This window comes from Modicisalibacter sp. (genome assembly GCF_055145905.1).
Map to the genome: position 1 here is coordinate 134,611 of NZ_JBSREH010000025.1, position 23,230 is coordinate 157,840.

Annotated in this window: 24 protein-coding genes; 7 read left to right on the plus strand and 17 right to left on the minus strand. The window is 65.8% G+C overall.

What is annotated here, in order from left to right; genetic code table 11:
- Window positions 1-34 precede the first annotated feature (34 nt).
- From ACTCB7_RS08920 to flgL, 5 genes are all read left to right on the plus strand, one after another.
- Complete coding sequence (locus ACTCB7_RS08920) at window positions 35-670, plus strand: flagellar basal body L-ring protein FlgH (RefSeq protein ID WP_463006402.1); 636 nt, start codon at window positions 35-37, stop codon at window positions 668-670.
- 19 nt (window positions 671-689) lie between these two features.
- Entirely contained in the window at window positions 690-1,823 is a 1,134-nt protein-coding gene (locus ACTCB7_RS08925; protein WP_463006374.1) for a flagellar basal body P-ring protein FlgI, read from the plus strand.
- A complete protein-coding gene (gene flgJ / locus ACTCB7_RS08930) occupies window positions 1,823-2,896 on the plus strand; it encodes a flagellar assembly peptidoglycan hydrolase FlgJ (protein WP_463006375.1) in 1,074 nt (357 codons plus the stop codon). Before ACTCB7_RS08925 ends, flgJ begins: the two co-directional genes overlap by 1 nt.
- Window positions 2,897-2,978: 82 nt before the next feature.
- Window positions 2,979-4,607: a flagellar hook-associated protein FlgK gene (gene flgK, locus ACTCB7_RS08935; protein ID WP_463006376.1), complete on the plus strand. Its 1,629-nt coding sequence runs from the start codon at window positions 2,979-2,981 to the stop codon at window positions 4,605-4,607.
- 23 nt (window positions 4,608-4,630) lie between these two features.
- Window positions 4,631-5,851, plus strand: a complete 1,221-nt coding sequence (flgL, locus tag ACTCB7_RS08940) for a flagellar hook-associated protein FlgL (protein WP_463006377.1) — start codon at window positions 4,631-4,633, stop codon at window positions 5,849-5,851.
- 98 nt (window positions 5,852-5,949) lie between these two features.
- On the opposite strand, the gene fliR is transcribed toward flgL, so the two are convergent.
- The 13 genes from fliR to fliF form a co-directional block, all read right to left on the minus strand.
- Entirely contained in the window at window positions 5,950-6,735 is a 786-nt protein-coding gene (fliR, locus tag ACTCB7_RS08945) for a flagellar biosynthetic protein FliR (RefSeq protein WP_463006378.1), read from the minus strand.
- A 16-nt stretch (window positions 6,736-6,751) separates the two neighbouring features.
- On the minus strand, window positions 6,752-7,021 hold the full coding sequence (fliQ, locus tag ACTCB7_RS08950) for a flagellar biosynthesis protein FliQ (protein ID WP_463006379.1): 270 nt from the start codon (window positions 7,019-7,021) through the stop codon (window positions 6,752-6,754).
- Window positions 7,022-7,061: 40 nt separating this feature from the next.
- Window positions 7,062-7,835 (minus strand): flagellar type III secretion system pore protein FliP, encoded by a 774-nt coding sequence (gene fliP / locus ACTCB7_RS08955; protein WP_463006380.1) that lies wholly within the window; start codon window positions 7,833-7,835, stop codon window positions 7,062-7,064.
- Window positions 7,832-8,242 (minus strand): flagellar biosynthetic protein FliO, encoded by a 411-nt coding sequence (fliO, locus tag ACTCB7_RS08960; protein ID WP_463006381.1) that lies wholly within the window; start codon window positions 8,240-8,242, stop codon window positions 7,832-7,834. Before fliO ends, fliP begins: the two co-directional genes overlap by 4 nt.
- Window positions 8,239-8,748 (minus strand): flagellar motor switch protein FliN, encoded by a 510-nt coding sequence (gene fliN / locus ACTCB7_RS08965; RefSeq protein WP_463006382.1) that lies wholly within the window; start codon window positions 8,746-8,748, stop codon window positions 8,239-8,241. The genes fliO and fliN overlap by 4 nt, the downstream gene beginning before the upstream one ends.
- The gene (gene fliM / locus ACTCB7_RS08970; protein WP_463006383.1) at window positions 8,741-9,781 is read right to left on the minus strand and encodes a flagellar motor switch protein FliM; all 1,041 of its coding nucleotides are present in this window, start codon (window positions 9,779-9,781) and stop codon (window positions 8,741-8,743) included. The genes fliN and fliM overlap by 8 nt, the downstream gene beginning before the upstream one ends.
- A gap of 3 nt (window positions 9,782-9,784) precedes the next feature.
- A complete protein-coding gene (gene fliL, locus ACTCB7_RS08975; RefSeq protein ID WP_463006384.1) occupies window positions 9,785-10,273 on the minus strand; it encodes a flagellar basal body-associated protein FliL in 489 nt (162 codons plus the stop codon).
- A gap of 156 nt (window positions 10,274-10,429) precedes the next feature.
- Window positions 10,430-11,845 carry a flagellar hook-length control protein FliK gene (locus ACTCB7_RS08980; protein ID WP_463006385.1) on the minus strand — a complete coding sequence of 472 codons (1,416 nt, stop codon included), beginning with the start codon at window positions 11,843-11,845 and terminating at the stop codon, window positions 10,430-10,432.
- A 17-nt stretch (window positions 11,846-11,862) separates the two neighbouring features.
- The gene (fliJ, locus tag ACTCB7_RS08985; protein ID WP_463006386.1) at window positions 11,863-12,333 is read right to left on the minus strand and encodes a flagellar export protein FliJ; all 471 of its coding nucleotides are present in this window, start codon (window positions 12,331-12,333) and stop codon (window positions 11,863-11,865) included.
- 27 nt (window positions 12,334-12,360) lie between these two features.
- Entirely contained in the window at window positions 12,361-13,779 is a 1,419-nt protein-coding gene (gene fliI / locus ACTCB7_RS08990; protein ID WP_463006387.1) for a flagellar protein export ATPase FliI, read from the minus strand.
- Complete coding sequence (fliH, locus tag ACTCB7_RS08995; protein ID WP_463006388.1) at window positions 13,776-14,546, minus strand: flagellar assembly protein FliH; 771 nt, start codon at window positions 14,544-14,546, stop codon at window positions 13,776-13,778. The genes fliI and fliH overlap by 4 nt, the downstream gene beginning before the upstream one ends.
- A complete protein-coding gene (gene fliG / locus ACTCB7_RS09000) occupies window positions 14,539-15,534 on the minus strand; it encodes a flagellar motor switch protein FliG (protein ID WP_463006389.1) in 996 nt (331 codons plus the stop codon). Before fliG ends, fliH begins: the two co-directional genes overlap by 8 nt.
- Window positions 15,531-17,345 carry a flagellar basal-body MS-ring/collar protein FliF gene (gene fliF / locus ACTCB7_RS09005; RefSeq protein WP_463006390.1) on the minus strand — a complete coding sequence of 605 codons (1,815 nt, stop codon included), beginning with the start codon at window positions 17,343-17,345 and terminating at the stop codon, window positions 15,531-15,533. The genes fliG and fliF overlap by 4 nt, the downstream gene beginning before the upstream one ends.
- 341 nt (window positions 17,346-17,686) lie before the next feature.
- Between fliF and fliE the strand changes: the two genes are divergently transcribed.
- The gene (fliE, locus tag ACTCB7_RS09010) at window positions 17,687-18,016 is read left to right on the plus strand and encodes a flagellar hook-basal body complex protein FliE (protein WP_463006391.1); all 330 of its coding nucleotides are present in this window, start codon (window positions 17,687-17,689) and stop codon (window positions 18,014-18,016) included.
- A 109-nt stretch (window positions 18,017-18,125) separates the two neighbouring features.
- On the opposite strand, the gene ACTCB7_RS09015 is transcribed toward fliE, so the two are convergent.
- The 4 genes from ACTCB7_RS09015 to ACTCB7_RS09030 form a co-directional block, all read right to left on the minus strand.
- The gene (locus tag ACTCB7_RS09015) at window positions 18,126-20,918 is read right to left on the minus strand and encodes a sensor domain-containing phosphodiesterase (protein ID WP_463006403.1); all 2,793 of its coding nucleotides are present in this window, start codon (window positions 20,916-20,918) and stop codon (window positions 18,126-18,128) included.
- 16 nt (window positions 20,919-20,934) lie between these two features.
- Window positions 20,935-21,309 (minus strand): flagellar protein FlaG, encoded by a 375-nt coding sequence (locus ACTCB7_RS09020; RefSeq protein ID WP_463006392.1) that lies wholly within the window; start codon window positions 21,307-21,309, stop codon window positions 20,935-20,937.
- A 128-nt stretch (window positions 21,310-21,437) separates the two neighbouring features.
- Window positions 21,438-21,983 carry a FlgO family outer membrane protein gene (locus tag ACTCB7_RS09025; protein ID WP_463006393.1) on the minus strand — a complete coding sequence of 182 codons (546 nt, stop codon included), beginning with the start codon at window positions 21,981-21,983 and terminating at the stop codon, window positions 21,438-21,440.
- Between the two features lie 14 nt (window positions 21,984-21,997).
- A complete protein-coding gene (locus ACTCB7_RS09030; protein WP_463006394.1) occupies window positions 21,998-22,657 on the minus strand; it encodes a hypothetical protein in 660 nt (219 codons plus the stop codon).
- Window positions 22,658-22,906: 249 nt separating this feature from the next.
- On the opposite strand from ACTCB7_RS09030, the gene ACTCB7_RS09035 reads away from it, so the two are divergent.
- On the plus strand, window positions 22,907-23,230 hold a 324-nt coding region (locus ACTCB7_RS09035; RefSeq protein ID WP_463006395.1), incomplete at its 3' end, for an Rpn family recombination-promoting nuclease/putative transposase.

A 23,230-nucleotide genomic window follows, 5' to 3' on the forward strand; every position in this document is an offset into this window, starting at 1 on the left:
CACCCGCCATATCGGCTTCGGCGCTGCGCTGCTGATGGCAATGATACTGACGGGGTGTGCCCAGTTGCCGCGGCCGTCGGTGGTCGGCGAGCAGGAAAAGATCGCCCTGCAGCCCCCGCCGCCGCCGGTGCCCAACGGGGCCATCTATCAGCCGGCGAGTGGCTATCAGCCGCTGTTCGAGGACCGCCGCCCGCGTCAGGTCGGCGACGTGCTGACCATTGTGCTCGACGAGAAGGTCAGTGCCAGCAAGAGTTCCTCGGCCAATGCCGGGCGCGACGGCAGCGCCACCCTGGGCTTGAACGCCCTGCCGCAAGGGCTGAAAAAGCTGAGCAAGTACGGCTTCGATGTCGAAGGCAAGAGCGACTTTTCCGGCAGTGGCGGGGCGTCGGCGAACAACAGCTTTACCGGCACCATCACGGTGACCGTGACCGATGTGCTCTACAACGGCAATCTGCAGGTGCAGGGCGAGAAGCAGATCGCCATCAACCAGGGCACCGAGTTCATTCGTTTTGCCGGCGTGGTCGACCCCGATTACATCAGCGGCCAGAACAGCGTGATGTCCACGCAGGTGGCCGACGCACGTATCGAATACGTCGGCAAGGGGTATATCAACGAGGCGCAGACCATGGGCTGGTTGCAGCGCTTCTTCCTCAACATATCGCCGTTCTGAGCGAAGGAAGGCACGGGCTATGAAAACGCAGACCCATTCCTCCGACATCATCAGGCCGTGGCTGTGGTGTCTCGGCATGCTGCTGGCCTGCCTGCTGGCGCTGCCGGCCCGTGCCGAACGGTTGCAGGACCTGGCGTCGTTCGCCGGCGTACGCAACAACGCCCTGGTGGGCTACGGGCTGGTGGTCGGCCTCGACGGCACGGGTGACCAGACCACCCAGGCGCCGTTCACCACCCAGAGCCTGACCAACATGCTCAATCAGCTGGGGATCAGCGTGCCCGAGGGCACCAACATGCAGCTCAAGAACGTGGCGGCGGTCATGGTCACCGCCGAGCTGCCGCCCTTCGCGCGCCCGGGGCAGGCGATCGACGTCGTGGTGTCGTCGGTGGGCAATGCCCGCAGCCTGCGTGGTGGCACGTTGCTGATGACGCCGCTGAAAGGGGCCAACGGGCAGGTGTACGCCATGGCCCAGGGCAATGTCTTCGTCGGCGGTGCCGGTGCCCAGGCCGCCGGCAGCAGTGTCTCGATCAATCAGCAGGCCGGCGGCAGCATCAACGGCGGGGCGACCGTCGAGCGAGCGGTGCCGCTGGCCCTGGGACGTGACGGCACGCTCGACCTGCAGTTGAACGAGTACAGCTTCGATACCGCTCAGCGTGCCGTGGCGGCGATCAACCGTGAATTCGGTGCGCCGGTGGCCTCGGCGGTCGACGGGCGGGTCATCCGCCTGCAGGCGCCGGCCGACAGCAACGATCGCGTGCGCTTCATGGCGCGGGTGCAGAACATCGACCTGGCGCTCGGCCAGGAGCCCGCCAAGGTGGTTATCAACTCGCGGACCGGCTCGGTGGTGTTGAACAGCAGTGTGACGCTGCACCAGGCGGCCGTGGCGCATGGCAACCTGTCGGTCACCATCAACTCCAATCCGCAGGTCAGCCAGCCCAATGCGTTTTCCCAGGGCCAGACGGCGGTGGTGCCCAATGCCAACGTGTCGGTTTCCCAGGAAGGCGGCTCGCTGCAGATGGTGCAGACCAGCGCGGACCTGGCGAAGGTGGTCAGTGCGCTCAATGCGCTGGGTGCCACGCCCCAGGATCTGATGTCGATTCTGCAGGCCCTCAAGGCGGCCGGTTCGCTGCGCGCCAAGCTGGAGATCATCTGATGACGGTCAACAATCTGGGCAGCCAGTTTGCGCTCGATTTGCAGGGGTTGCAGCGGCTCAAGCATACCGCTCGCCAGAACCCGCAGGAGGGGTTGAAGTCGGCGGCCAAGGACTTCGAGGCGATCTTCCTGCGCATGATGCTCAAGAGCATGCGCGAGGCCACCCCCCAGTCGGGGCTGCTCGACAGCCAGCAGGCCCGCTTCTATACGGAAATGCTCGACAAGCAATGGGCGCAGGAGCTGTCCGGGAAGGGCTTCGGCCTGGCGGAGAAACTGGTCGACCAGCTCCAGAACAGCGGCATGGTTCCCGGCGGGGAGCGCGCGGGCGAGCCGTTGATCGCCGGCATCCCGCGAGGCACGCCGCGTGTGCTGAAGAGTGACGCGAGCATGGCGGCCACTGCCTCGACGGCCCGGGGCCATGGCTTTCTCGATGCGCTGGATGCACAAGCGGCGAGTCGGGCTGCTTCCCGCTCCGGGGCCTCGGCGGCATCGCCGGAGAGCCAGGACACACGCCCGGCACACGTGGCGAGCTTCGTCGACACGTTGCGCGGCCCGGCCCAGGCGGCGGCACGGCAAACCGGCGTTCCGGCCGAGTTGATTCTGGCCCAGGCCGCGCTGGAAACGGGCTGGGGGCGCTACGAGATTCCCACCGCCGAGGGTGGCAACAGCCACAACCTGTTCGGCATCAAGGCCGGCAGCCAGTGGCGCGGCGAGACCACCGATATCGTTACCACCGAATATGTCGACGGCCGCCCGGAACAGCGCGTGGACCGCTTCCGCGTCTATGACGACTACCAGGCGGCCTTCACCGATTACGCTCGCCTGATCGGCGATAACCCGCGTTATGCTGGCGTGGTGACCGCAACAAGTGGTGACCAGGCCGCGCGCGCCTTGCAGACGGGCGGCTACGCCACCGACCCGCACTACGCCGACAAGCTGATTGCCGTGATGCGCAGCCTGCGGCAGCCGGGCGGCGATGCCGAAGCACAGGCGGTGGCGCGAGTGGGTTCGCAGCCCGCGTCCACGACACTTGACCCCTTCAGCCTGGAGCAGGTGCCCACGCGTCTTTTCTGATCCACCACGGGCCGAGACATGATGCTCAAGTTCTTCGGCGCTCGGCCGATATCTCTGACAATAGCCAGATCGGGATAGCAACATGAGCCTCTTTTCCACCGGCCTCAGTGGTCTCAATGCCGCCCAGGTGGCCCTGCAGACCGCCGGCACCAACGTCAGCAACGTCTATACGCCGGGCTACAACCGTCAGGTCACCCAGCTGGGTGAAACCCAGCCGGCGGGCGGGGGCGTTCAGGTCAACGATGTCGAACGTCAGTTCAACCAGTACATCGCCTCGCAGCTCAATGCGGCCACCAGCCGTTCCAGCGCGCTCGAGACCTACAATACCCAGGCGAGTCAGATCGACAATCTGCTGGCGGACAGTGATTCCGGCCTGGCGCCGCTGATGCAAAGTTTCTTTTCCTCGATGGAGGACCTCGCCGGTGCACCGTCCGATCCGGCCGCACGGCAAGGTGTCATCGGCACCGCGGATACCCTGACGGGTCAGTTCCGTGCCTTCGACAGCTACCTGGACGACATGCAGTCGGGCATCAACGGCCAGATTCGCGACGAGGTCACCCAGATCAACAACACGGCCGACCAGCTCGCCAAGCTGAATCGCCAGATCTCCCTGACCAAGGCCAAGACCGGCGACATTCCCAACAACCTGCTCAATCAGCGCGACCATATGGTGGCCACGCTCAGCGAGCGGCTGGATGTCTCGCTGAGCGTGCAGGACGGCGACACCTACAACGTCATGCTCGGCAATGGCCAGCCGCTGGTCGCCGGCAATCGCAGCTACACGCTGGAAGCCGTGCCGTCGTCCGCCGACCCCTCGCGCACGGTGGTTGCCTACAACGACCCGGGCGGCAGTCAGGTCGAGCTGCGGGACTCGACCTTCGAGGGCGGCACCCTCGGCGGGCTGATGACCTTCCGTCGCGAAACCCTGGACAAGACCCAGAACCAGCTGGGGCAGATGGCGCTGTCGCTGGCCGCCGGCTTCAATGACCAGCACCGCGCAGGGCAGGACCTGAACGGTGATCCGGGCGGTGACTTCTTTGCCATCGGTGGGCCCACGGTCTTCAGTGAAGATACTAACCAAGGAAACGCCAGTATCACGTCAGCGGTGTTCGGTGATGTCTCGAAGGTGACTCCGGGGGATTACCAGCTGCGTTATGACGGCAGTGCATTTGACGTAACGCGCCTGGATACGGGGACGCAGCTGGATAGTGGCGATGTCGCCTGGGACAGTACCAGCGGCGAGCTAAGTTTCGATGGTGTCACCTTGACGGTGGATGATGCTACCAAGTTGCAGAATGGCGATGTCTATCAGCTGCAGCCGACGCGCAACCTGGCCGGCACGCTGGAGAATGTGATCAACGATACGTCCAGGATCGCCGCGGCTGAAACTAATGCGGCCGGCGACAATGCCAATGCCCTGAAGCTGCAGAACCTGCAGAATGCCGATCTTGTCGGCGGCAAGGCAAGCCTCAACGAGTCCTATGCCTCGATGGTCAGCGACGTGGGCAACCGTACCAACGTCGTCCAGGCCAACCTGGATGCCCAGAATACGCTGACCGAACAGCTCAAGCAGGTCCAGCAGTCCGAGTCCGGCGTCAACCTCGATGAGGAAGCGGCCAACCTGATCCGCTTCCAGCAGTACTATCAGGCCAACGCCAAGGTCATCCAGACCGCCAGCACGGTCTTCGACAGCATTCTGGGCATTCGTTAACCGGTTCACGGGAGTTTTTCGTCATGCGTATCAGCACGCTGACCATGTTCGAGTCGAGCCTGTCTTCCATGAACCGCCAGCAGGGCGCGTTCATGGAGGTCGGCAAGCAGATGGCGTCCGGGCGCCGTGTGGTTTCGCCCTCGGACGACCCCCAGGCGGCGTCTCGCGCCGTCGGGGTCTCCCAGTCGCTGGCCGTGACGCAGCAGTACGCGGATTCGCGGGTATCGGCACGCAATGCCATGTCGCAGGAAGAGAGCGTGCTCAACAGCGTCAGCGATGCCCTGACCAGCGCCAAGACGCTGATGGTGCAGGCGGGCAACGAGACGCTCAGCGACGCCGACCGGTCTTCCATGCGCAGCCAGCTGCAGGGCATCTACGAGGCGCTGATCGGCCAGGCCAACACCACCGATGGCAATGGCAGTTACCTGTTCGGCGGCATCAAGGACAATGCGCCGCCGTTTCGCAAGAATGCCGGCGACGAGGTGGAATATCATGGTGCGGACACCGTGCGGCATCAGCAGGTGGATGCCTCGCGGCAGATGAAGATCGGCAACAGCGGTCGTGAAGTCTTCTTCGGTGTTCATCACGGCGCGGACTATGTCGCCGAGGCAACGACCGATGACAGCAGCAGCCTGAGCTTTTCCGGGCCGGTCGTCGAGGATACCTCCGCTGCCGGTTATGGCGAGACCTTCAGCGTGGTCTTTTCCGGCACGCCGAATAACTGGCAGTACAGTGTCGAGGACGGGAGCGGCAATGCGGTTTCCGGCATGAGCAATATTGCCTATGACCCGGAAAGTGGGGCATCGATTCAGTTGAATGGTGTCTCGCTGGAACTTGATGGTGATCCGGCGAGTGGCGACACCATCGAAGTCAGCAAGGGTCAGGACCAGAATATCTTTTCCAGCCTGGAAAACGCCATGAAGGCGCTCGATACCTCGACGGAGACGGCGGCCGGCAAGGCGCACCTCGATAACGCCCTGTCCACCGTCAGCCGCCAGCTGGACAACAGCCTGGATAACGTCCTGACGACCCGGGCCTCGGTCGGGGCGCGTCTCAACGAGCTCGACGTGCTCGACAAGGTCGGCGGCAATCGCTCGGTCAACTACGAGGCGGAAATGTCCGATCTGGTCGACCTGGATTACGCCAAGGCGGTGTCCGACTATACCCTGCGTCAGGTCGGTCTGCAGGCCTCCCAGAAGGCCTTCGTCGACATGCGTGGCATGTCATTGTTCCAGATGCTGTAATCCGGCAACGTCTGTCTTTCACGCAGTGATGGAAAGCCTTCGAGACCCTCGAAGGCTTTCTTGCTGATGGGGGCTGATGGGCCGAAGCGGCGCCTGCCTTACCCCGCCATGGCCGAAATGACCTGCTGGAGCATGTTCAGGCCATTCTGAAAGAGGTTTTCCAGAAAGCGGCTGAAGTCCATCATCAGCACCATCAGCAGGGCCAGCCCCGCCGTCAGTGTCAGCGGAAAACCGATCGAGAAGATCGTCAGCTGCGGCGAGGCCCGGTTGAGGATGCCCAGCGACAGGTTGATGATCATCAGCGCGGCGATCACCGGCAGGGCCAGCAGCAGGCCGGAGTGGAAGATGGTGCCGCCGTAGCGGGCGATTGCGGCGAAGGCGTCGGCATTCAGGGGATGGGCGCCGATCGGCAGGGCGGTGAAGGAGTCGGCGAGGATCTCGATGACCACCAGGTGCACGTTGAGGGCCAGCATCATCAGCAGGGTGATCATGTACAGAAAGCGCGCCAGGACCACGGTATTCTCGCCGATGTCCGACGCGAAGAAGGTGGCGAAGCCGAGCCCCATCTTCAGGGCGATGTACTCGCCGGCGGCCATCACCACCGACAGCGTGACGTGCATCACCAGCCCCATCGCCACCCCGATCAGCAGCTGCTCGACGAGGATGCCCAGCCCCGGCCACGAGATAATGGGCACCGCGGGCAGCGGGGGCAGCGAGGGTGCGATCACATAGGCGAGCAGCGCCGCCAGGCCAATCCGCGCCTGGCGGGGAATGCTGTCGTGGCCCCACAGCGGCGCGGCCATGATGAAGGCGAGCAGGCGCACGAATGGCCAGAAGAAGGCAACCAGCCAGGCGTGGAGTTGGTCGTAGGTGACCTCGAGCATGGTGCGGAGGCGCGCCCTAGCCGAGCATCAAGGGAATGTTGTGGAAGAGTTCGGTGGTGAAGTTGGTGATCAGCTTGAGCAGCCAGGGGCCGGCCAGCACCATCACGCCGAACACGCCCAGCATCTTGGGGATGAAACTCAGGGTCTGCTCGTTGATCTGGGTGGCCGCCTGGAACAGGCTCACCAGCAGGCCGAGGGCCAGCGCCGTCAACAGCAGTGGGCCGGCGAGTAAGAGGGTGACCTTCATGCCCTGGTAGGCCAGGCTCATTACCATTTCCGGTGTCATGGCAGGCGCTCCATCGAGGAAAGAGAACGATGCTCGGGGATCATAACTGGAAGCTCTGGGCCAGCGAGCCGATCAGTAGCTGCCAGCCGTCGACCAGCACGAACAGCATCAGCTTGAAGGGCAGCGAGATGGTCACCGGCGGCACCATCATCATGCCCAGCGACATCAGCACACTGGCCACCACCAGGTCGATGATCAGAAACGGGATGAAGATGGTGAAGCCGATCTGGAAGGCGGTCTTCAGCTCGCTGGTGACGTAGGCGGGCAGCAGCACGCGCATGGGCACGTCTTCCGGGCCCTGCATCTCGCCGACATTGGCCAGCTTCGCGAACAGGGCGATATCCGGCTCGCGGGTCTGCGCCATCATGAACTCGCGAAACGGGTCGCTGACGCGCTCGACGAAGGTCTCCAGGCCGATCTGCTTCTCGGAGAGCGGTACCCAGGCCTGCTCGTAGGCATCATGCAGCGTCGGCGACATGATGAAGAAGGTCAAAAACAGCGCGATGCCGAGCAGTACCTGGTTGGGCGGCGTGGCCTGGGTGCCCATGGCGGTGCGCAGCAGGCTCAGCACGATGATGATCCGCGTGAAGCTGGTCATCATCAGCAGCATGGCCGGCAGGAAGGCCATGGCGCTGAGCAGCAGCAGCAGCTGCAGGCTCAGCGACCACTGCTGGCCGCCGTCCTCGAGAGGCTGGCTGGTCAGTCCGGGGATCGACTGGGCCAGGGCCACCTGCGGTAGAAGGGCCAGCGCCGCGAGCAGAACGAGTCGCAGCCAGCCGCAGTGACAGGGCCGCGCCTGTCGGAATGCGCTCATGACGACGCTCCGTCATCCCCCGAGCGCGCCTTGCCTTGGCGCAGGGCGCTCGCCAGGCGCGTGGCGAAGCCGCCATCGGCGGCGGCGGGGGGCTCGGGCGGTTCGGCCGGCGCGGGCAGGTGATGCAGGGCATTGACCTGACCGCCGCCGACACCCAGCACCAGCCAGGTTTGCTCGACCTGAACCACCACCACGCGCTCCTTCTGGCCGACCGCGGCGCTGGCCACGACCTTCAGGTGACGACCCGCCTGGCCGCGACCGGCATTGAGCCGGCGCAGGGCATAGCTGCACAGCAGGATGATGCCGACCACCACCGCCAGCGCGAGGGCGGTCTTGCCCAGCATGGCCAGTTCCAGCAGGTTGTCGCTGCCGGGCGTGGCGCCTTGTGCCGCATCGCTCGCGCTCATCGGTTGAGCTTCTGCACCCGCTCGGAGGGGGTGATGATCTCGGTGACGCGGATGCCGTACTTGTCATCGACCACCACCACCTCGCCCTGGGCGATCAGGTAGCCGTTGATCAGGATATCCATGGGCTCGCCGGCCAGACCGTCGAGTTCGATGACCGAGCCCTGGGCCAGCTCCAGCAGTTGCTTGATGGTGATGCGCGTGCGACCCAACTCCACGGTCAGCTTGACCGGGATGTCCATGATCATCTCGAGGTCGCGCATCGACGACTGTCCGTCATTGCCGCCGTCCAGCGGCTTGAAGACCGTGTCGCCGGCGGCGCGGGCCTGGCTGGTGTCGGCGGCCGGCTCCGGTGGCTCGTCGGGCTGGTGCTCGGCCTCGGCCTGTTCGGCGAAGGCGGCGGCCCAGGGGTCGCCCTCGGCCGCCGGCTCGCCGCCGGCCTGCTCGGCCATGGCCTTCGCCCAATCGTCGTCGGCGCTGTTTTGATCGGGTTTGTTGGGATCAGTCATTCTCGGATTCCTTGACTCCGCTCGGCCCGGGAGCAAATTTGGCGTGGGACTGGACATGGTCGATCAGGCGGCGCACGCGCAGCGCGCGCTGCCCATGCTGGCTGCCGTACTCGCACTGCATGACCGGCACGCCGTCGACGCTGGTGGTGACGATATCCGGCAGTTCGATGGGCAGCACGTCGCCGCTCTTCAGCGACATCACCCGCCCCAGGGTCGTGGTGATGTCGACGAAGTTGGCCACCAGTTCGATCTGCGACTCCTTGACCTCGTCGGCCATGCGCTCGCCCCACACCCGGTCTTCCTCGGCGTTGCTGTCGGTCAGCGGGCCGGACAGCAGGTCGCGGATGGGCTCGATCATCGAGTAGGGCATGCAGATCTGGAAGTTGCTGGACAGGTTGCCGACTTCCAGATGGAAGGTGCTGGTGACCACGATCTCGTTGGGCGAGCTGGTGATGTTGGCGAACTTGACCTGCATCTCCGAGCGGGAGTAGCCGATCTCCAGCGGATAGACCGACTTCCAGGCGTCCTGGTAGGCGTCGATGGCCAGGCGGAGCAGGCGCTGGATGATGCGCTGTTCGGTATGCGTGAACTCGCGACCTTCCGACTTGGTCAGAAAGCGCCCGTCGCCGCCGAACAGGTTGTCGACCACCATGAACACCAGGTTGGGCGGAAACAGCACCAGGGCCGTGCCGCGCAGCGGTTTCATGGAGATCAGGTTGATGTTGGTCGGCACCGGCACATGCCGCGAGAAGTCGCTGTAACTCTGGTAGCGCACGGCCTCGACGGTGATGTCGGCGCTGCGGCGCAGCAGGTTGAACAGGCTCATCCGGAACTGGCGGGCAAAGCGCTCGTTGATGATGTCGAGCGCGTGCAGGCGTTCCCGGATGATGCGGTGCTGGGTGGCCGGGTCATACGGGCGGATGCGCGAGTTGCCGCGTTGCGCCTCGCTTTCCGAACCGCTTTCCTCTTCGCCGCTGACGCCCTTGAGCAAGGCATCGATTTCATCCTGCGACAGGAGATCGTCTTGAGCCATGGTCTATTGCACGATGAAGTCGGTGTAAAGCACGTCTTCCACGTGAAGCGGCTTCTGGGCATTCGCGAACGGCTTGTCGAACAGGGCGAGAATCGCCTTGGACAGCGCCTGCTTGCCGGCCGGCGTCACCAGATCCCCGGCTTTCTGGCCGGAGAGCAGCATCAGCAGGCGGCTGCGGACCTGAGGCATGTAGGTCAGCAGTGCCTCTCGGGTCTGGTCATCGAGCACCTTGAGAGACAGGCCGATGTAGAGCAGCCGCTGGGAATAGTCGTCGCTCTGGATATTGACCGTGAACGGATCGACGGTCACGAAGATGGGGGTGGCCGGTTCCTGTACCGCGGCTTCCTCGGTATCGGACTGGCTGGCCGACGAGAGGCGCGATTCCAGCAGGAAATAGACGCCGGCCGAGCAGGCACCCGAGATGAGGATGATCAATAAGCCCAGCAGCCACCAGGGCTTGCGGCTCTTGCCGTCGGTCTGTGTCTTGGCCATTGCTTACGCCGTCGTGGATTGCAAGTGGGGGGAGTATGCGTCCTGCGCCGGGCCCGGGATGGCGGAAAAAGGGCGTACATACGGGGTCAACTCGGCGCTTTGCCGGCAGTGAACCGGCCGATGGTGTCGGTCCACCGGCCATGCCGCTTCGCCGGATCAGGCGTAGAGGTCGACGCCGCCGGCGCGCGAGTTCAATGGTGCGGTGATCGTCATCCTGGTCTCGCCGTCGACGCCCTCGTCATCAAGGCGGGTGGTGCCCTGAGCCAGGGTGCCCGGCGCACCGGACGCGGGGTGGCCGGAGCCGCCGGATGCATCCTGCTGGCCCGGCTGGGGCTGATCGCCGACCATGGCCTCGCCGAGCTGGATGCCGGCCTCGTTCAGGGCGGCCCGCAGCTGGGGAATGGCCTGCTCGACGGCAGCCCGGACCTGCGGGTTGTGGGACAGGAACTGGGCCTGGGCCAGCTGATCATCGATCTTCAGCTGGACCGACAGCGGGCCCAGCTCGGCAGGATGAAGATGCAGTTGAACCTGCTGACCGCCGCGCTGATGCAGCTGAACCAGCTGCTGGCCGAGCCCCTGCTGCCACTGGGCGGAGGCCACGGGGGCACTCAGTGTCGCGGTTGCCGGTGCGGCGGCCGCGCCGGCGGCATGCCCCGCCGTGCCGCCGAGCGCGCCGCTGGCCTGGCTGGCGAAGGTATTCAGCGGCGCCTGGGTGGTATCGCCCCGCGCGGCATCCAGCAGGGCGCCCTGCCAATGGCTGTTGGCGTCGCCGGTCGTGGACGAGGATGGAAGCCCGGCTGTGGTCCGGGGTGTCGCGGCATTGCCGTCGGTGGCCGATGCCGCCGTCTGCAGTGCCTGGAACAGCGAGGGCGACGTATTGCCGTCGACCTTTCCGTCCGGGTTGCGGCCGGCCATTAGTGTGTCGGCGGGCATGGCGTTCATGGCCGGGTTACGCATGTCGGCCGAATTCCTGGCCGTTTGGAGCAGCGAGGCGTCGGCCTGATCGGGCGAGCGCCCCTGGGTGCCGGCAATGGCATCCAGGCGCTGGCGGATGGCATCCAGCGTGGCGTCGCCACCGGCAGTCTCGCGCGGCAGGCGCTGGTGGAGGGCCGAGAGATCGAGCGTCGCCTTCCTGTCGGCCGTTTCCGCCAGCAGTGGCTGGAGCAGGGCGGCCAGTTGATCGACCAGTGACTCGCCGTCAGCTGGCTTGTCGCCCTGATCGGCGGACAGGCGCTTGAGCAGAGTGTCGAGCGATGTGTCCTGAACCTGCCCGGCCGACGAGCCATCGTCCAGATGCTTCAGCAGGGTGTTCAGGGCTTCCTTGAGCGAGCCCGGGCCCGAATCGTCGCCCTTGAGCTGTGCGGCGAGCTGCTTGAGGGCTGCCGAGAGCTCGGCAGTGTTCACGCCCGGCGAGCCGGCGATCCGCTGCTGGCCGGGCGCATTGGCACTGCCGGCCTTGCCGAGCAGGCTGGCGAACAGGCCGGCCGGGGACGCGGATGCGTCGCTGGCGCCATTGCCGGCGGGGGAGGAGGAGGGCGTCCCCGCAACGGGAGTCAGTGCTGACAAAGCCATGATGGGGGATTACCTCTTCAGTGACTGGACTCGTGGGACGCGGTCCGCGATTCGCGTCGCTGCAGCAGGGTGTTGGCCATCTCGTCGTTCTGGCGTTGCTCGCGCTTCTGCTCGCGCTGCTGCTCGCGCTGCTGGCGACGAGACTCCAGGGTATCGTAGGCGGACAGCCGGCGCTGCTCCTGCTGCCAGTGCTGCTGGCCCTGACCGAGCTGGCGCTCGCGCTCGGCCAGCGAGTGGCGGGCGCGCTCGATGGCAGAATCCAGCGAGCGCAGGAACTGCTCGTAATTCCGCCAGCTGTCGGGACCGATGCCGCGTTGCATGGCCGTCTGCAGCTTTTCGCGATATTCCTGGCGATAGTGTTGCAGCGTCTCGAGCTGGGTCTGGGCGTCCTGCCGAGCACGGCGCAGCTCCACCAGCCGCAGGCTGGCGGTATCGCGTTTCTCGCGGGTCAGCGAGATCAGGGTTTCCAGGGGAGACGCTTGCGACATGATGGTTCACCTCGATGATGACCCAGACTACCCGTTACCGGTCTGGATCAATGCCTGCAAAAGCTGGTGGGTTTCCTCGATATTCGCGCGTTCGTCGATGCGTTGCTGGAGAAAGCGCTCCAGCTGCGGGTAGAGCGAGACGGCCTGGTCGAGCTGCGGGTCGTGGCCCGGCGTGTAGGCGCCGACACTGATCAGGTCGCGGTTACGCTGGTAGCGCGAGACCATCTGCTTGAATTGCTGGGCCCGGCGCCACTGGTCGTCATCGACGACGGCGGTCATGGCGCGGCTGATCGACGCCTCGATGTCGATTGCCGGATAGTGGCCGCCCTCGGCCAGGGCCCGGGAGAGCACGATGTGGCCGTCGAGGATGGCGCGGGCCGAATCGGCGATCGGGTCCTGCTGGTCGTCGCCCTCGGTCAGCACCGTATAGAAGGCGGTGATCGAGCCGCCGCCCTTGGGGCCGTTGCCGGCACGTTCCACCAGGTTGGGCAGCTTGGCGAACACCGAGGGGGGATAGCCCTTGGTGGCCGGTGGCTCGCCGATCGCCAGGGCGATTTCGCGCTGGGCCATGGCATACCGGGTGAGCGAGTCCATGATCAGCAGCACGTTGCGGCCGGCATCGCGAAAATCCTCGGCCAGGCGCGTGGCGTAGGCGGCGCCCTGCAGGCGCTGCAGCGGCGAGGTGTCGGCCGGGGCGGCCACCACTACCGCGCGGCGGCGTCCCTCCTCGCCGAGGATATTGTTGATGAAATCCTGCACCTCGCGACCGCGCTCGCCGATCAGCCCCACGACGATGACATCGGCCTGGGTATAGCGGGCCATCATGCCCAGCAGCACGGACTTGCCCACGCCCGAGCCGGCGAACAACCCCATGCGCTGACCGCGGCCGACACTCAGCAGGCCGTTGATGGCGCGAATGCCGACGTCGATCTGGGTCTCGATGGGGGCACGGGACAGCGGATTGAAAGGCGGAGTGGCCAGGGGCGCGTGCGGCACGTCGAACAGGGGACCCTTGCCGTCCAGCGGCCGGCCGTTGCCATCCAGCACGCGTCCCAGCAGATGATCGCCCAGTGGAAAGCGACGGGCGCTGCTCTGGGCATCCTGACCCTCGCCCAGCGGGAAGACCCGGGAGCCGGGCACCAGGCCGCTGATCTCCTCGAGCGGCATGAGAAAGAGCTTTTCGCCCGAGAAGCCCACCACCTCGGCCTCGGCGAAGCGTGGCTGCGGCCGGCTGTCGGGGGCGCCGACGTGGGGAGTCAGTTCGATACGACAGGCACTGCCCAGCGGCACCCGCAGCCCCACGGCCTCGAGCACCAGGCCGGTGGCGCGCACGATACGACCGCTGGCCCGGTAGCCGGGCAGGCCGGCGATTCGGCGCTGCACGCCGGTCAGCGCGTCCTGCCAGTGCTGCTGGTAGGGGTTGGTGGTATCCGGCGTCGGGCTCATGGATCGCTCTCGCTGTCCGGAAGCGATTCGTCATCGAGCTTGCCGCCCGACTCGCCGTGTCGACGTCGCACCTGATCGACGATCGCCTCCCAGCGTGTCTCGAGCGTGGCGTCCAGGTCGCCGCTGGCACTGGTGGCCCGACACCCGCCGCGCTGAATGGTGTCGTCGGGCTGCAGCCGCCAACCGGCGGCTTCGAACTCGTGACCCAGGTGCGCCTTGACCAGCGTCAGATCTGCCGGGTGCAGCCACAACCGGGGGCGTCCGGACAGGGTGGGCTCGACATGCAGCAGTTCGCGCACGATGTCGAGTATCTCCTTCGGGTGGGCCTCCAGAGCCTCGCCCGCCAGCTGCCGGCCCGTGGCCAGGGCCAGATCCACCAGGTGCTCGGCCAGAGTCTGGTCGAGCTCGTCCAGTGCGGCGCGGAACTGCTCGGCTAGCGGCTGCAGCGGGCGCAGGGTCTGCTCGATCTCTTGGCGCATCTGTTCATCGCCGGCATCGCGACCCGCCTTCAGGCCCTGTTCGTAGCCTTCCTGCTCGCCCTTGGCGAAGCCTTCCTGGTAAGCGGCCTCGTAGGCCTCCCGACGCGCCGCCTCACGTTCGGCATCGAGCCGGGCCTGGTGTTCCAGGGCGCGGCGACGAATGGCCTCGCGCCGGGCGCGATCGCGAGCCTGGCGATCGGCGCCTTCGGGCGCCGATTCCAGCTCGTCCATCTGCCAGCGCTGCCAGTCCCCGGTGTCGTGTTCGGGCTCGGTGAGCCGGTCAGACATAGGTATCGTCTCCACCGCTCAGCACGATCTCGCCGCTGTCGGCCAGGCGGCGGACGATCTGCAGGATCGCCTTTTGCTCGGCCTCGACCTGGGAGATGCGAATGGGGCCGCGGGCTTCCAGGTCTTCCTGCAGCATCTGTGCGGCGCGTTGCGACATGTTGGCCATGAACTTCTCGAGCAGGGCGTCCGGAGAGCCCTTGAGGGCGACCACCAGCGAGTTGGTTTCGACTTCCTTGAGGATCAGCTGGATGCTGCGGTCGTCCAGGTCCATCAGGTTCTCGAACAGGAACATCTCGTCGACGATCTTCTGCGCCAGGTCCTCGCTGTGGGCGCGGATGTTCTCGATGGCCACCTCTTCCTGCGAGGAGTTCATCAGGTTGAGGATCTCGGCGGCGGTTCTCACGCCGCCCATCTTGCTGCGCTTGAGGTTCTGGCCGTCGAGCATGCCGCTGAGGACCTCGGTCAGTTCCTGCAGGGCGGCGGGCTGCACGCCGCTGAAGGTGGCGATGCGCAGTACCACGTCGTTGCGCAGCTTGTCGTCGAAGAGCTGCAGCACGTCCGCCGCCTGATGGCGCTCCAGATGGACCAGAATGGTGGCGATGATCTGCGGGTGCTCGTCGCGGATCATCTCCGCGACCATCGAGGGTTCCATCAGGTTCAGCGAGTCGATGCCCGAGCTGGAACTGGTGCTCTCGAGGATATCCTCGATCAGGCTCGAGGCGCGTTCGCTGCCCAGCGCCTTGGTCAGCACCGAACGGATATGGTCACTCGAGTGCAGGTTGATGGCGCTGAACTGCTCGGCTTCATCGTGGAAGTCGGCCAGCACCTTCATCATGTCCTCGTGGGAGACCTGGCCGAGTCCGGCCATCTCCATGCTGAGTTCCTGGACTTCCTTGGCGGACAGGAACTTGAAGACCTCGGCCGCGCTGTCCTCGTCCAGCGAGAGCAGCAGGATCGCACTGCGGCGGGCACCGCTCATATCGCTCATTCTTCACTCATCCAGCTTCTGATGATCATGGCTACCAGCCGCGGATCCTCCTGGGATATCTCGCGGACATCCTTGAGGTTCTGCTCGTAGGCCGACGCCTGCCGGCGACGGCGCGCCTGGACCGGTTCGGCCGCGGTTTCGTCATCGCCCGTCTCGCCGCCGGACTCCAGTGCCGTCTCGGCTGCGCTGGGCGTGCGCAGGGCGGCGCCCTGGGTACCCTCGGCGATCGGCTGTGCCGTCTGGCGCTTGATCAGCGGGCGCAGGATCAGCAGCCAGAGGAAGAACGCCGCCAGTGCCACCAGCAGGTAACGGCCCAGGGTCATCGCCAGTTGAATGACCTCGGGTGACTGCCACCAGGGCGTCGGCGGCACGCTGGTGTCACGCTGGGTGAACGGCGAGTTGACCACTTCCACGGCATCGCCGCGGGTCGCCGAGAAGCCCACGGCCTGGCGTACCAGCCGATTGATGCTGGCCATTTCCTGGTCGCTGAGCGGCTTGCGAACCGTCTCGCCCTTGTCGTTGACCACGTTGCGGTAATTGACCACCACGGCGACCGACAGGCGGTCGATGTTGCCGCGCTCGAACTTGACGTGATCGACCTGGCGATCCACCTCGTAGTTGATGGTGTCGCTGCTTTGCAGGCGGCGTGTCGGGTTGTTGCCCTGCGTGTTACCCGCGGCCTGGCCGTTGGGCCCCTGAGCGTTGGCGGCGTTGTTGTTGGCCGCCGGGTTCTGGCCGGCATTGGGCGTACCGTTGCCCTGGCCGTTGTTGCCGTTCTGCGTGTTGTTGCCGTTGTCGATCGGCGAGGCGACCGAGCCGGGCGGGGTGTTGGTCAGCGCGCCCGGTACGCCCTGGGCCAGTTCGCTGCCGCCGGAATAGGTGGCATCGACCTGACGGCTGCGTACCGCTGCCTCGTTGGGGGGCTGGTTGGGCCCGTAGTGCTCGGCGGTGCGCTCGCGCCGGGAGAAGTCGATCTCGGCGGAGACCTGGGCGCGCACGTTATCGGCGCCGAGAATCGGCGTCAGGATACGCTCGATGCGCTGGCGATAGTTCTGCTCGACCTTCTGGATGTAGTCCAGCTGGGTGCCGTCGAGACCGCTCGCGTCGCCGTCGCTGCGCGACAGCAGGCGGCCGTCCTGATCGACCACGGTGACCGCATCGGGCGCCAGGTCGGAGACGCTGCTGGAAACCATGTGGACGATGGCGTTGACCTGGCCCTCGCCGAGCACCCGGCCCGGCTCCAGGGTCAGCACCACCGACGCCTTGGCGGGCTCGCGTTCGCGCACGAAGACCGATGGCTTGGCCAGTGACAGGTGCACGCGGGCCGCGGAAACCGGCCCCAGCTCCTGAATCGACTGGGCCAGTTCGCCTTCCAGCGAGCGCTGATAGTTGACGTGCTCGGCGAACTGGCTGATGCCGAAGGCCTGGTTGTCCATCAGCTCGAAGCCGACATTGCCGCCCTTGGGCAGACCCTGCTCGGCGAGCTGCAGGCGCAGCAGGTGGACCTGGTCGGCGGGGACCATGATCGCGCCGCTGCCGTCGCTGAAGCGGTAGGGGACGCCGCGCTTGTCCAGCTCGCCGACGATGCGTCCGCCGTCGGCGTTGGTCAGGTTGCTGTAGAGCACACGGTAGGTGGGGCTCTGGGCCCACAACAGCATTACCGCGATCAGGGCGATCGCGGCGGCCGCGGCGATGATCAGCGGGATTCGCGGATTGCCGCGCAGCTTGTCGAGCCACCCCGTGGACGAGGCGGCGCCGGCCCCCGCAGCAGGGCGCGTACCGGAAGAGGACGGCGTGGCAGCGTCGCTCATGCGAGCCTCCGCGTCGGTATTCCGCTCGTCAGGCTCGGGGAGGGGGCGTGATGGTCGGCCCGGCGTGTCCGGGGCGCTGCAAGTCGCATAATCGGATTCGGCTCCAGCATCCTGTTTCTGCCCGCGGCCTGCTTGCCGGTGTAATGATGTCGTCGCTGTCGCCGGGCGTGGCGCACGGGGGGCGGCAAAATCAGGGCGGTCGTTTGATGGAGGTCATTATCCGGAGCCACTGTCACCCTAAAGGCGAGAAAAGCCCGGTTTTTGCCCGTCATTTGCCGCCATGCCGGAAGGCGGCGGGTTGATAGGCTTGCGGCATCAATTTCCCGTCGAGAGGGTTTTCCATGAGCAGCACGCCTGCCATGCAATCGGCACTCGAGCAGATGAAGAGCCTGGCCGCCCAGGCCGGAGCCCCGTCGGCCGGCCGCCGTGTCGACACCACGGTCGGGCAGGGCGGGTTCGCCGATGCCCTGCAGTCCTCGCTCGAACGCATCAATCATTTGCAGCAGACCTCGAAGGCAAGCTCCCGGGCCTTTCAGGCCGGTCAGCCCGGCGTGTCGCTCAACGACGTCATGGTCGACATGCAGAAGGCCAGCGTCGCCTTCGAGATGGGCACTCAGGTGCGTAATCGTATGGTGTCGGCGTATAAGGAAGTGATGAATATGCAGGTGTAGGTGCCGCCAGCCTGCGAGAAGGCCGTGTCCGGCAGACCATGCCGGGCGCGGCCTTTTCATTTCCATGCCTCGCTTGCTCGCGGTTTTTCTCGTCTCTGTACCGGCGGCGTCAACGGCCTGCCGGCGGGCCGAACCGCAGCGTGCGTTCCGGCCTGGCGAGCAGGTAGCCCTGGGCCCGCTGGCAACGCAGTCGTCTGAGGAAATCGAGCTGGGCGGGCGTTTCGATGCCTTCCGCGCAGACGCGTCGCCCGAAGCCGTGACACAGCGTCAGCAGGGATTCGACGATGGCGCGGTCCTCCGTGGCGCTGGGCAGTCCGGCGATGAAGGACTTGTCGATCTTGACCGTGTCGAAGGGAAACTGCTTGAGGTGCGAAAGCGAGGAAAAGCCGGTGCCGAAATCGTCCAGCGCGATGGCGATCGCGCGGCGATGCAGCCGCTCGAGCTGCTTGCCGACCCGCTTGGGTGACTGGATGAGAGCGGTTTCGGTCACCTCCACTTCCAATACCTCAGGCGGCAGGTCGCGCTCGGCGAGGGCATGCACGATGAACTCGGGCAGCTCCTTGTCGTCCATCAGCTGAACGGCGCTGATGTTGATGCTGATGAAGAAGCCGGCGGGCAGCTGATCGCGGGCCGCGGCGACGCTGTCCAGCGCGCTCTCGATGATCCAGCGGCCCACCTCCAGCATCATGCCGCTTTCCTCGAGTACCGGAATGAAGACGTCCGGCGTGATGCTGCCCAGCTCCGCGTCGTGCCAGCGCAGCAACACCTCGGCACCACAGGGAATCGAGAGATCCCCCAGCGCCCATTGCGGCTGGAAGGTGAGAAAGAAATCCTGCCGGACGAAGGCCCCGGCCAGCCGCCGCTCGATGGTTTCATGACGACTGATCTCATCGAACATGCCCGACAGGTACTGGCGGAAGCGGTTGCGCCCCCCCTGCTTGGCACGCATCAGGGCGGCATTGGCGCGTCGCAGCAGCTCCTCCGGCGACAGGTCGCCCTGCCAGTCGATGGCGAGTCCGGTGCTGACCGTCAGCTGCAACCCCTCGATGGCCTGGAAGGCGTGATTCTCGATGGTCTTGCGCCAGCGCTCGGTTAGGGCGACGGCTTCGTGGCTTTCCGCCACCCGGATCGCGACGGCGAACTCGTCGCCACCCACGCGGGCCAGCAACGCGCCGGGCTGGGCGCCGGTCAGCCGGTCCAGCACCTGGGCCAGCTCCTGCAGGGTGGCGTCCCCCCGTTGGGTACCGTGGGCCTCGTTGAGCCGCTTGAAGCGGTCGGTGCCATACACGGCGACCAGGCGCAGCGGCCGGTCGGCATCGACCTCGTCGCCGGCGTGAGCGAGGGCGTGCAGAAAACCGTAGCGGTTGAGCTGCCGGGTCAGGATGTCGTGCCGGCTGATCCAGTCGATCTCGCGTTGGGCCTGGAGGCTGTCGCGCAGGTCGCGGGCGACGATGATGTAGTTGCTGCGCCCGGTGGCATGGTGAGCGATGCGCTGGATGACCGCCTGCACGGGGATCTCGCCGCCGTCCCGGCAGCACAGGTTGAGCTCGAATCGCAGCGAACGAGTGGACGCATCCAGAGAATGCAGCCGGTTGTGCAGGGCGTCGATTGCCAGCGCCGGGTTCAGCCGGTCGCTGTGCATGGCGAGCAGGTCGGATTCGCTGTAGCCGAGTTGATTCAGCGCGCCCTGGTTGCAGTAGCTGAAGCGCCGGCTTTCCTCGTCGACGATGAGAATCACGTCCAGGGTGGCATCCAGCGTCGCACGGAATTCCTCGAGCGCGGCCTGCAGGCGATCGCGCTGGCGGGCATCGTGGAAGGCCCGCACCATGCGCCCGCCAAGCTGTTGCAGCGGGGCCAGGGCGCTCAGGGTCGGATTGTCCGGCGCATGGGCCAGATTGGCGACGACCAGGGTGCCGATGACGCGCTCGTTGCGCAGAAACGGCACTAGCAGGGCGTTGCGCAGCGGTGGATGGCTGGCCGGCAGGTGGGAATGATCCATGGCTCGCATGTCCGGCGGTGCCAGGTACTGGACCATCGGCCGGCGGAACCCGCCACCGGTCATGGTGTCGAGTCGCGTGAGGTCGAGGCTGCGCCCGCCATGCAGGAAAAAGTCGTGCATGTCGGTCGTGACCTCACCCAGCGAGAGGCCGATGATCTCCAGCGTCTCGGGGTCGGGGGCGTCGGCGGGTTGCATCACGCCGACCAGCCCGTACTCGCCCTGGAGGCAGCGCAGCACGTCGTCGAGCAGTTCGGCCAGGATCAGCCGTGGCGCATCGCCGGCGATATGACGCCGCTCGATGTGACGCAGCAGGTCGCCGAGAAGGGCCGACGCGGAAATCCGGTGCGGTGTGCCGGCTGCCGCCCCGCCCGAAAGGCGGTGGGTTTCCTGCCGGCGGGCGATCTCCAGCGAGGTCAGGCGGGCCAGGCTTTCGAGGATATCGCGCTGACGGGGGCCGAATACGCGTGGTTGGGTGTCGACGACACAGAACGTGCCCAGTATCTGATGGTCAGGGCCGTGGATGGGGGCGCCGGCATAGAAGCGAATGTGAGGCGGCCCTGAAACCATCGGGTTGTCGATGAAGTCGTCGTTTTGTCGGGCGTCCTCGACGACGAGGGTGTCCTGCCGGTTGATGGTGTGGCCGCAGAAAGCATGCTCGACGGGCGTTTCGCGCAGGGTGGTGCCACAGGCCGACTTGAACCATTGGCGCCGTTCATCGACCAGACTGACCAGTGCAATGGGCACCTCGAGCAGGCGGCAGCCCAGGCGGGTCAGCCGGTCGAAGCGCTCCTCATCGTCGGTGTCGAGCAGTTGCACCGCTCTCAGCGCGGCCAGGCGTCGCGGATCGCGGATACGATCCCGAGTAGGGGGCTGGTCGTCGTTGCCGTGCCGGGGGTGCCACATGGTGATCAAGAAAGCCTCATGCTTCGATATGGATCAGGCGACCCTGCATTTCCGACAGGCTGGAGGCGACACGCAGCAGTTCCTCGCTGGGAATCTGGCGAATCACGTCGCCGCTTTCCCGGTCGATGATGCGTGTGACGATACGGCCTTCGTACTCGTGCAGGTCGAACTCGATCCCGTAGTTTTTCATCGCCGCGTTGACACGCTGGAGCGGTTCGGCAAGGTCGCTGCGGGTGGCCGCGGACGCCTGGCTTTCCTCATCCGGCGAGGCGCCGGGCTGGGGCGCCAGGTTGGCCAGCACGCGCTCGAGACGCTGCTGGGGTGTCGCATCGGTCACGGGCGAGGCCTTGCCGGCCAAGGTGGCGGCCACGTCGGTCAGCGGTGTACTCATGCTCGAACTCCCCGGAAGCGCCGCGGCGATGCAGCGCTTGCGTCATTGTTGTCGATATAGGGATAAGCGCGTCTTAAGCATATCGGCCGTTGCCGATGGAACTTGAGCCGGATCGCTGAACGATTCTTCTACCACTGAGCCGGCAGCATCGCGCGAGTATTGCGATCCAGCGGGATGGCGGTGCTGGCCGCGCCGAGCACGCGGTTGTCGCGGGTGCGCACCAGCCGGACATTGACGTAAGCGGTGGTCCGGCCGCGTCCGTAGGTGCCGACCAGGATCGCCTGGGCGTTGTGCGAGGCGCTGAGCCGGCGGATATCGCGTGAGAGCATCAGCTCGCCGGTACGCTCCTCGATGAACAGGCTCTTGCGCATCTTGACCTCGATGATGTCGACGCCGGCGCGGGTCAGCGACGACGCGAACAGCTCGGCCAGGGTGCGACCGAAGGTCGAGGATTCGTGCAGGTCATCGACATCGACGAAGGTGGCTACTACCACCGGCTGATCCGGGTCCAGTCCGCGGGTATTGGCCAGCAGGTCGGTGGCGGTGGCCTGGACCCGCGCGATCACGTCGACGGTGTCCTCGGCATTGCCGATCCGCTTGCCGCCGGAGGTGGCGCAGCCGGTCAGCGAGACGAGCAGGGCCAGCAGGGCGGGCAGTAGCAGGGCGCGTCGCATGGTCATGCTCCTCTTTACCAGGTGTTGGAGACGGGCAGCGGCCGCGAAGAGGCATACTGGCCCGCGTCATCGCCGTTGATGTAGTACAGGTTGGACGACGCATAGAGCACGCGATCGTCCTCGGTGACCTTGGTGGTGATGATCACCTCGTGGTTGCTGACCGACTCCCAGCTGCCGCTGAACAGGTCCACCAGCCCCGCCGCGGGGATCAGCGCCAGGGCGGGCTCCCCCCACTGGTTGATCGGCAGGGTCGCCACCGCGATGCCGGCGGAGAGGGCGGTCCAGGTGCCGCGTGGTGCGCGGGCATCGCGACGGGCGCGGTGTTCGACCGTCTGCACCTCAAAGGTGACGCGGGCGGTGTTGCCGGGTGCGGTGCGCACCAGTGCCCCCTGCGAGACCAGCCGGCTGGTCAGCAGATCCTGGTAGCTCTGCGCGAACGTCGAGTTCTCGCCGTTGGGGTCGATATACAGCGCCTTGCCGCGTAGCGCCCGACTGCGCAGCATGCCCTGCGCCTCGTTGGCGGCCAGCACATCCCAGTGGTGGGCGGCCTGCATCTTGCGCTGGGTGCTGTAGGGGTAGGTGTCGGCCATTGGCACCTGCGTGGTGTTGACCGCGAAACAGCCGCTCAGCAACAGCGCGCTGCCGAGGGTGGCAAGGATCCATCTGCGTGACATGGGCAAGCCTTGTGGTGAAGGGCGAGTTCGTGGGGTCGCCGGTTTTCGTTTTCCTTGGCTGGTTATCGGCGGGTGGCGGGTGAACTTTACCTTGCCCGTTACCTAATATTCACGTTTCCTGAAAAGACTGGTCTGGTAGAGAGCCGCAGCAGCAAGCGAGTGAGTGATGATATGCCATCGAAGCCTGGGAGGCGGCGCCAGTGCATCAGTGATTTCTGGTAGACTGTGAAGCCCGCGACAGGAGGGCGCATGGCCACCAACCATCACGACACCGGCTACAAGGAGCTGTTCAGCCACCCCGAGTTCGTCCAGCAGCTGATCGAAGGCTTCGCACCCGGCGAGATCGCCGGCCTGATGGATTTCACCACCCTCAAGAACCACAGCGGCAACTACATCACACCGCTGTTCGAGGAGAAGTTCGAGGATGTGGTGTGGTCGGTGGAAATCACCTGGCAGGGCATCACCCAGCGGGTTTTCCTGTACATCCTGCTCGAGTTCCAGTCGTCGGTGGATCGCACCATGCCGATCCGGCTGATGCACTACGTGGCCTGCTTCTACAGCGAGCTGCTCAAG

Coding starts and splice junctions, on each gene's coding strand:
- ACTCB7_RS08920 (WP_463006402.1), top strand. CDS start 35: ATGGCAATGATACTGACGGGGTGTGCCCAGTTGCCGCGGCCGTCGGTG.
- ACTCB7_RS08925 (WP_463006374.1), top strand. CDS start 690: ATGAAAACGCAGACCCATTCCTCCGACATCATCAGGCCGTGGCTGTGG.
- flgJ (WP_463006375.1), top strand. CDS start 1,823: ATGACGGTCAACAATCTGGGCAGCCAGTTTGCGCTCGATTTGCAGGGG.
- flgK (WP_463006376.1), top strand. CDS start 2,979: ATGAGCCTCTTTTCCACCGGCCTCAGTGGTCTCAATGCCGCCCAGGTG.
- flgL (WP_463006377.1), top strand. CDS start 4,631: ATGCGTATCAGCACGCTGACCATGTTCGAGTCGAGCCTGTCTTCCATG.
- fliR (WP_463006378.1), bottom strand. CDS start 6,735: ATGCTCGAGGTCACCTACGACCAACTCCACGCCTGGCTGGTTGCCTTC.
- fliQ (WP_463006379.1), bottom strand. CDS start 7,021: ATGACACCGGAAATGGTAATGAGCCTGGCCTACCAGGGCATGAAGGTC.
- fliP (WP_463006380.1), bottom strand. CDS start 7,835: ATGAGCGCATTCCGACAGGCGCGGCCCTGTCACTGCGGCTGGCTGCGA.
- fliO (WP_463006381.1), bottom strand. CDS start 8,242: ATGAGCGCGAGCGATGCGGCACAAGGCGCCACGCCCGGCAGCGACAAC.
- fliN (WP_463006382.1), bottom strand. CDS start 8,748: ATGACTGATCCCAACAAACCCGATCAAAACAGCGCCGACGACGATTGG.
- fliM (WP_463006383.1), bottom strand. CDS start 9,781: ATGGCTCAAGACGATCTCCTGTCGCAGGATGAAATCGATGCCTTGCTC.
- fliL (WP_463006384.1), bottom strand. CDS start 10,273: ATGGCCAAGACACAGACCGACGGCAAGAGCCGCAAGCCCTGGTGGCTG.
- ACTCB7_RS08980 (WP_463006385.1), bottom strand. CDS start 11,845: ATGGCTTTGTCAGCACTGACTCCCGTTGCGGGGACGCCCTCCTCCTCC.
- fliJ (WP_463006386.1), bottom strand. CDS start 12,333: ATGTCGCAAGCGTCTCCCCTGGAAACCCTGATCTCGCTGACCCGCGAG.
- fliI (WP_463006387.1), bottom strand. CDS start 13,779: ATGAGCCCGACGCCGGATACCACCAACCCCTACCAGCAGCACTGGCAG.
- fliH (WP_463006388.1), bottom strand. CDS start 14,546: ATGTCTGACCGGCTCACCGAGCCCGAACACGACACCGGGGACTGGCAG.
- fliG (WP_463006389.1), bottom strand. CDS start 15,534: ATGAGCGATATGAGCGGTGCCCGCCGCAGTGCGATCCTGCTGCTCTCG.
- fliF (WP_463006390.1), bottom strand. CDS start 17,345: ATGAGCGACGCTGCCACGCCGTCCTCTTCCGGTACGCGCCCTGCTGCG.
- fliE (WP_463006391.1), top strand. CDS start 17,687: ATGAGCAGCACGCCTGCCATGCAATCGGCACTCGAGCAGATGAAGAGC.
- ACTCB7_RS09015 (WP_463006403.1), bottom strand. CDS start 20,918: ATGTGGCACCCCCGGCACGGCAACGACGACCAGCCCCCTACTCGGGAT.
- ACTCB7_RS09020 (WP_463006392.1), bottom strand. CDS start 21,309: ATGAGTACACCGCTGACCGACGTGGCCGCCACCTTGGCCGGCAAGGCC.
- ACTCB7_RS09025 (WP_463006393.1), bottom strand. CDS start 21,983: ATGCGACGCGCCCTGCTACTGCCCGCCCTGCTGGCCCTGCTCGTCTCG.
- ACTCB7_RS09030 (WP_463006394.1), bottom strand. CDS start 22,657: ATGTCACGCAGATGGATCCTTGCCACCCTCGGCAGCGCGCTGTTGCTG.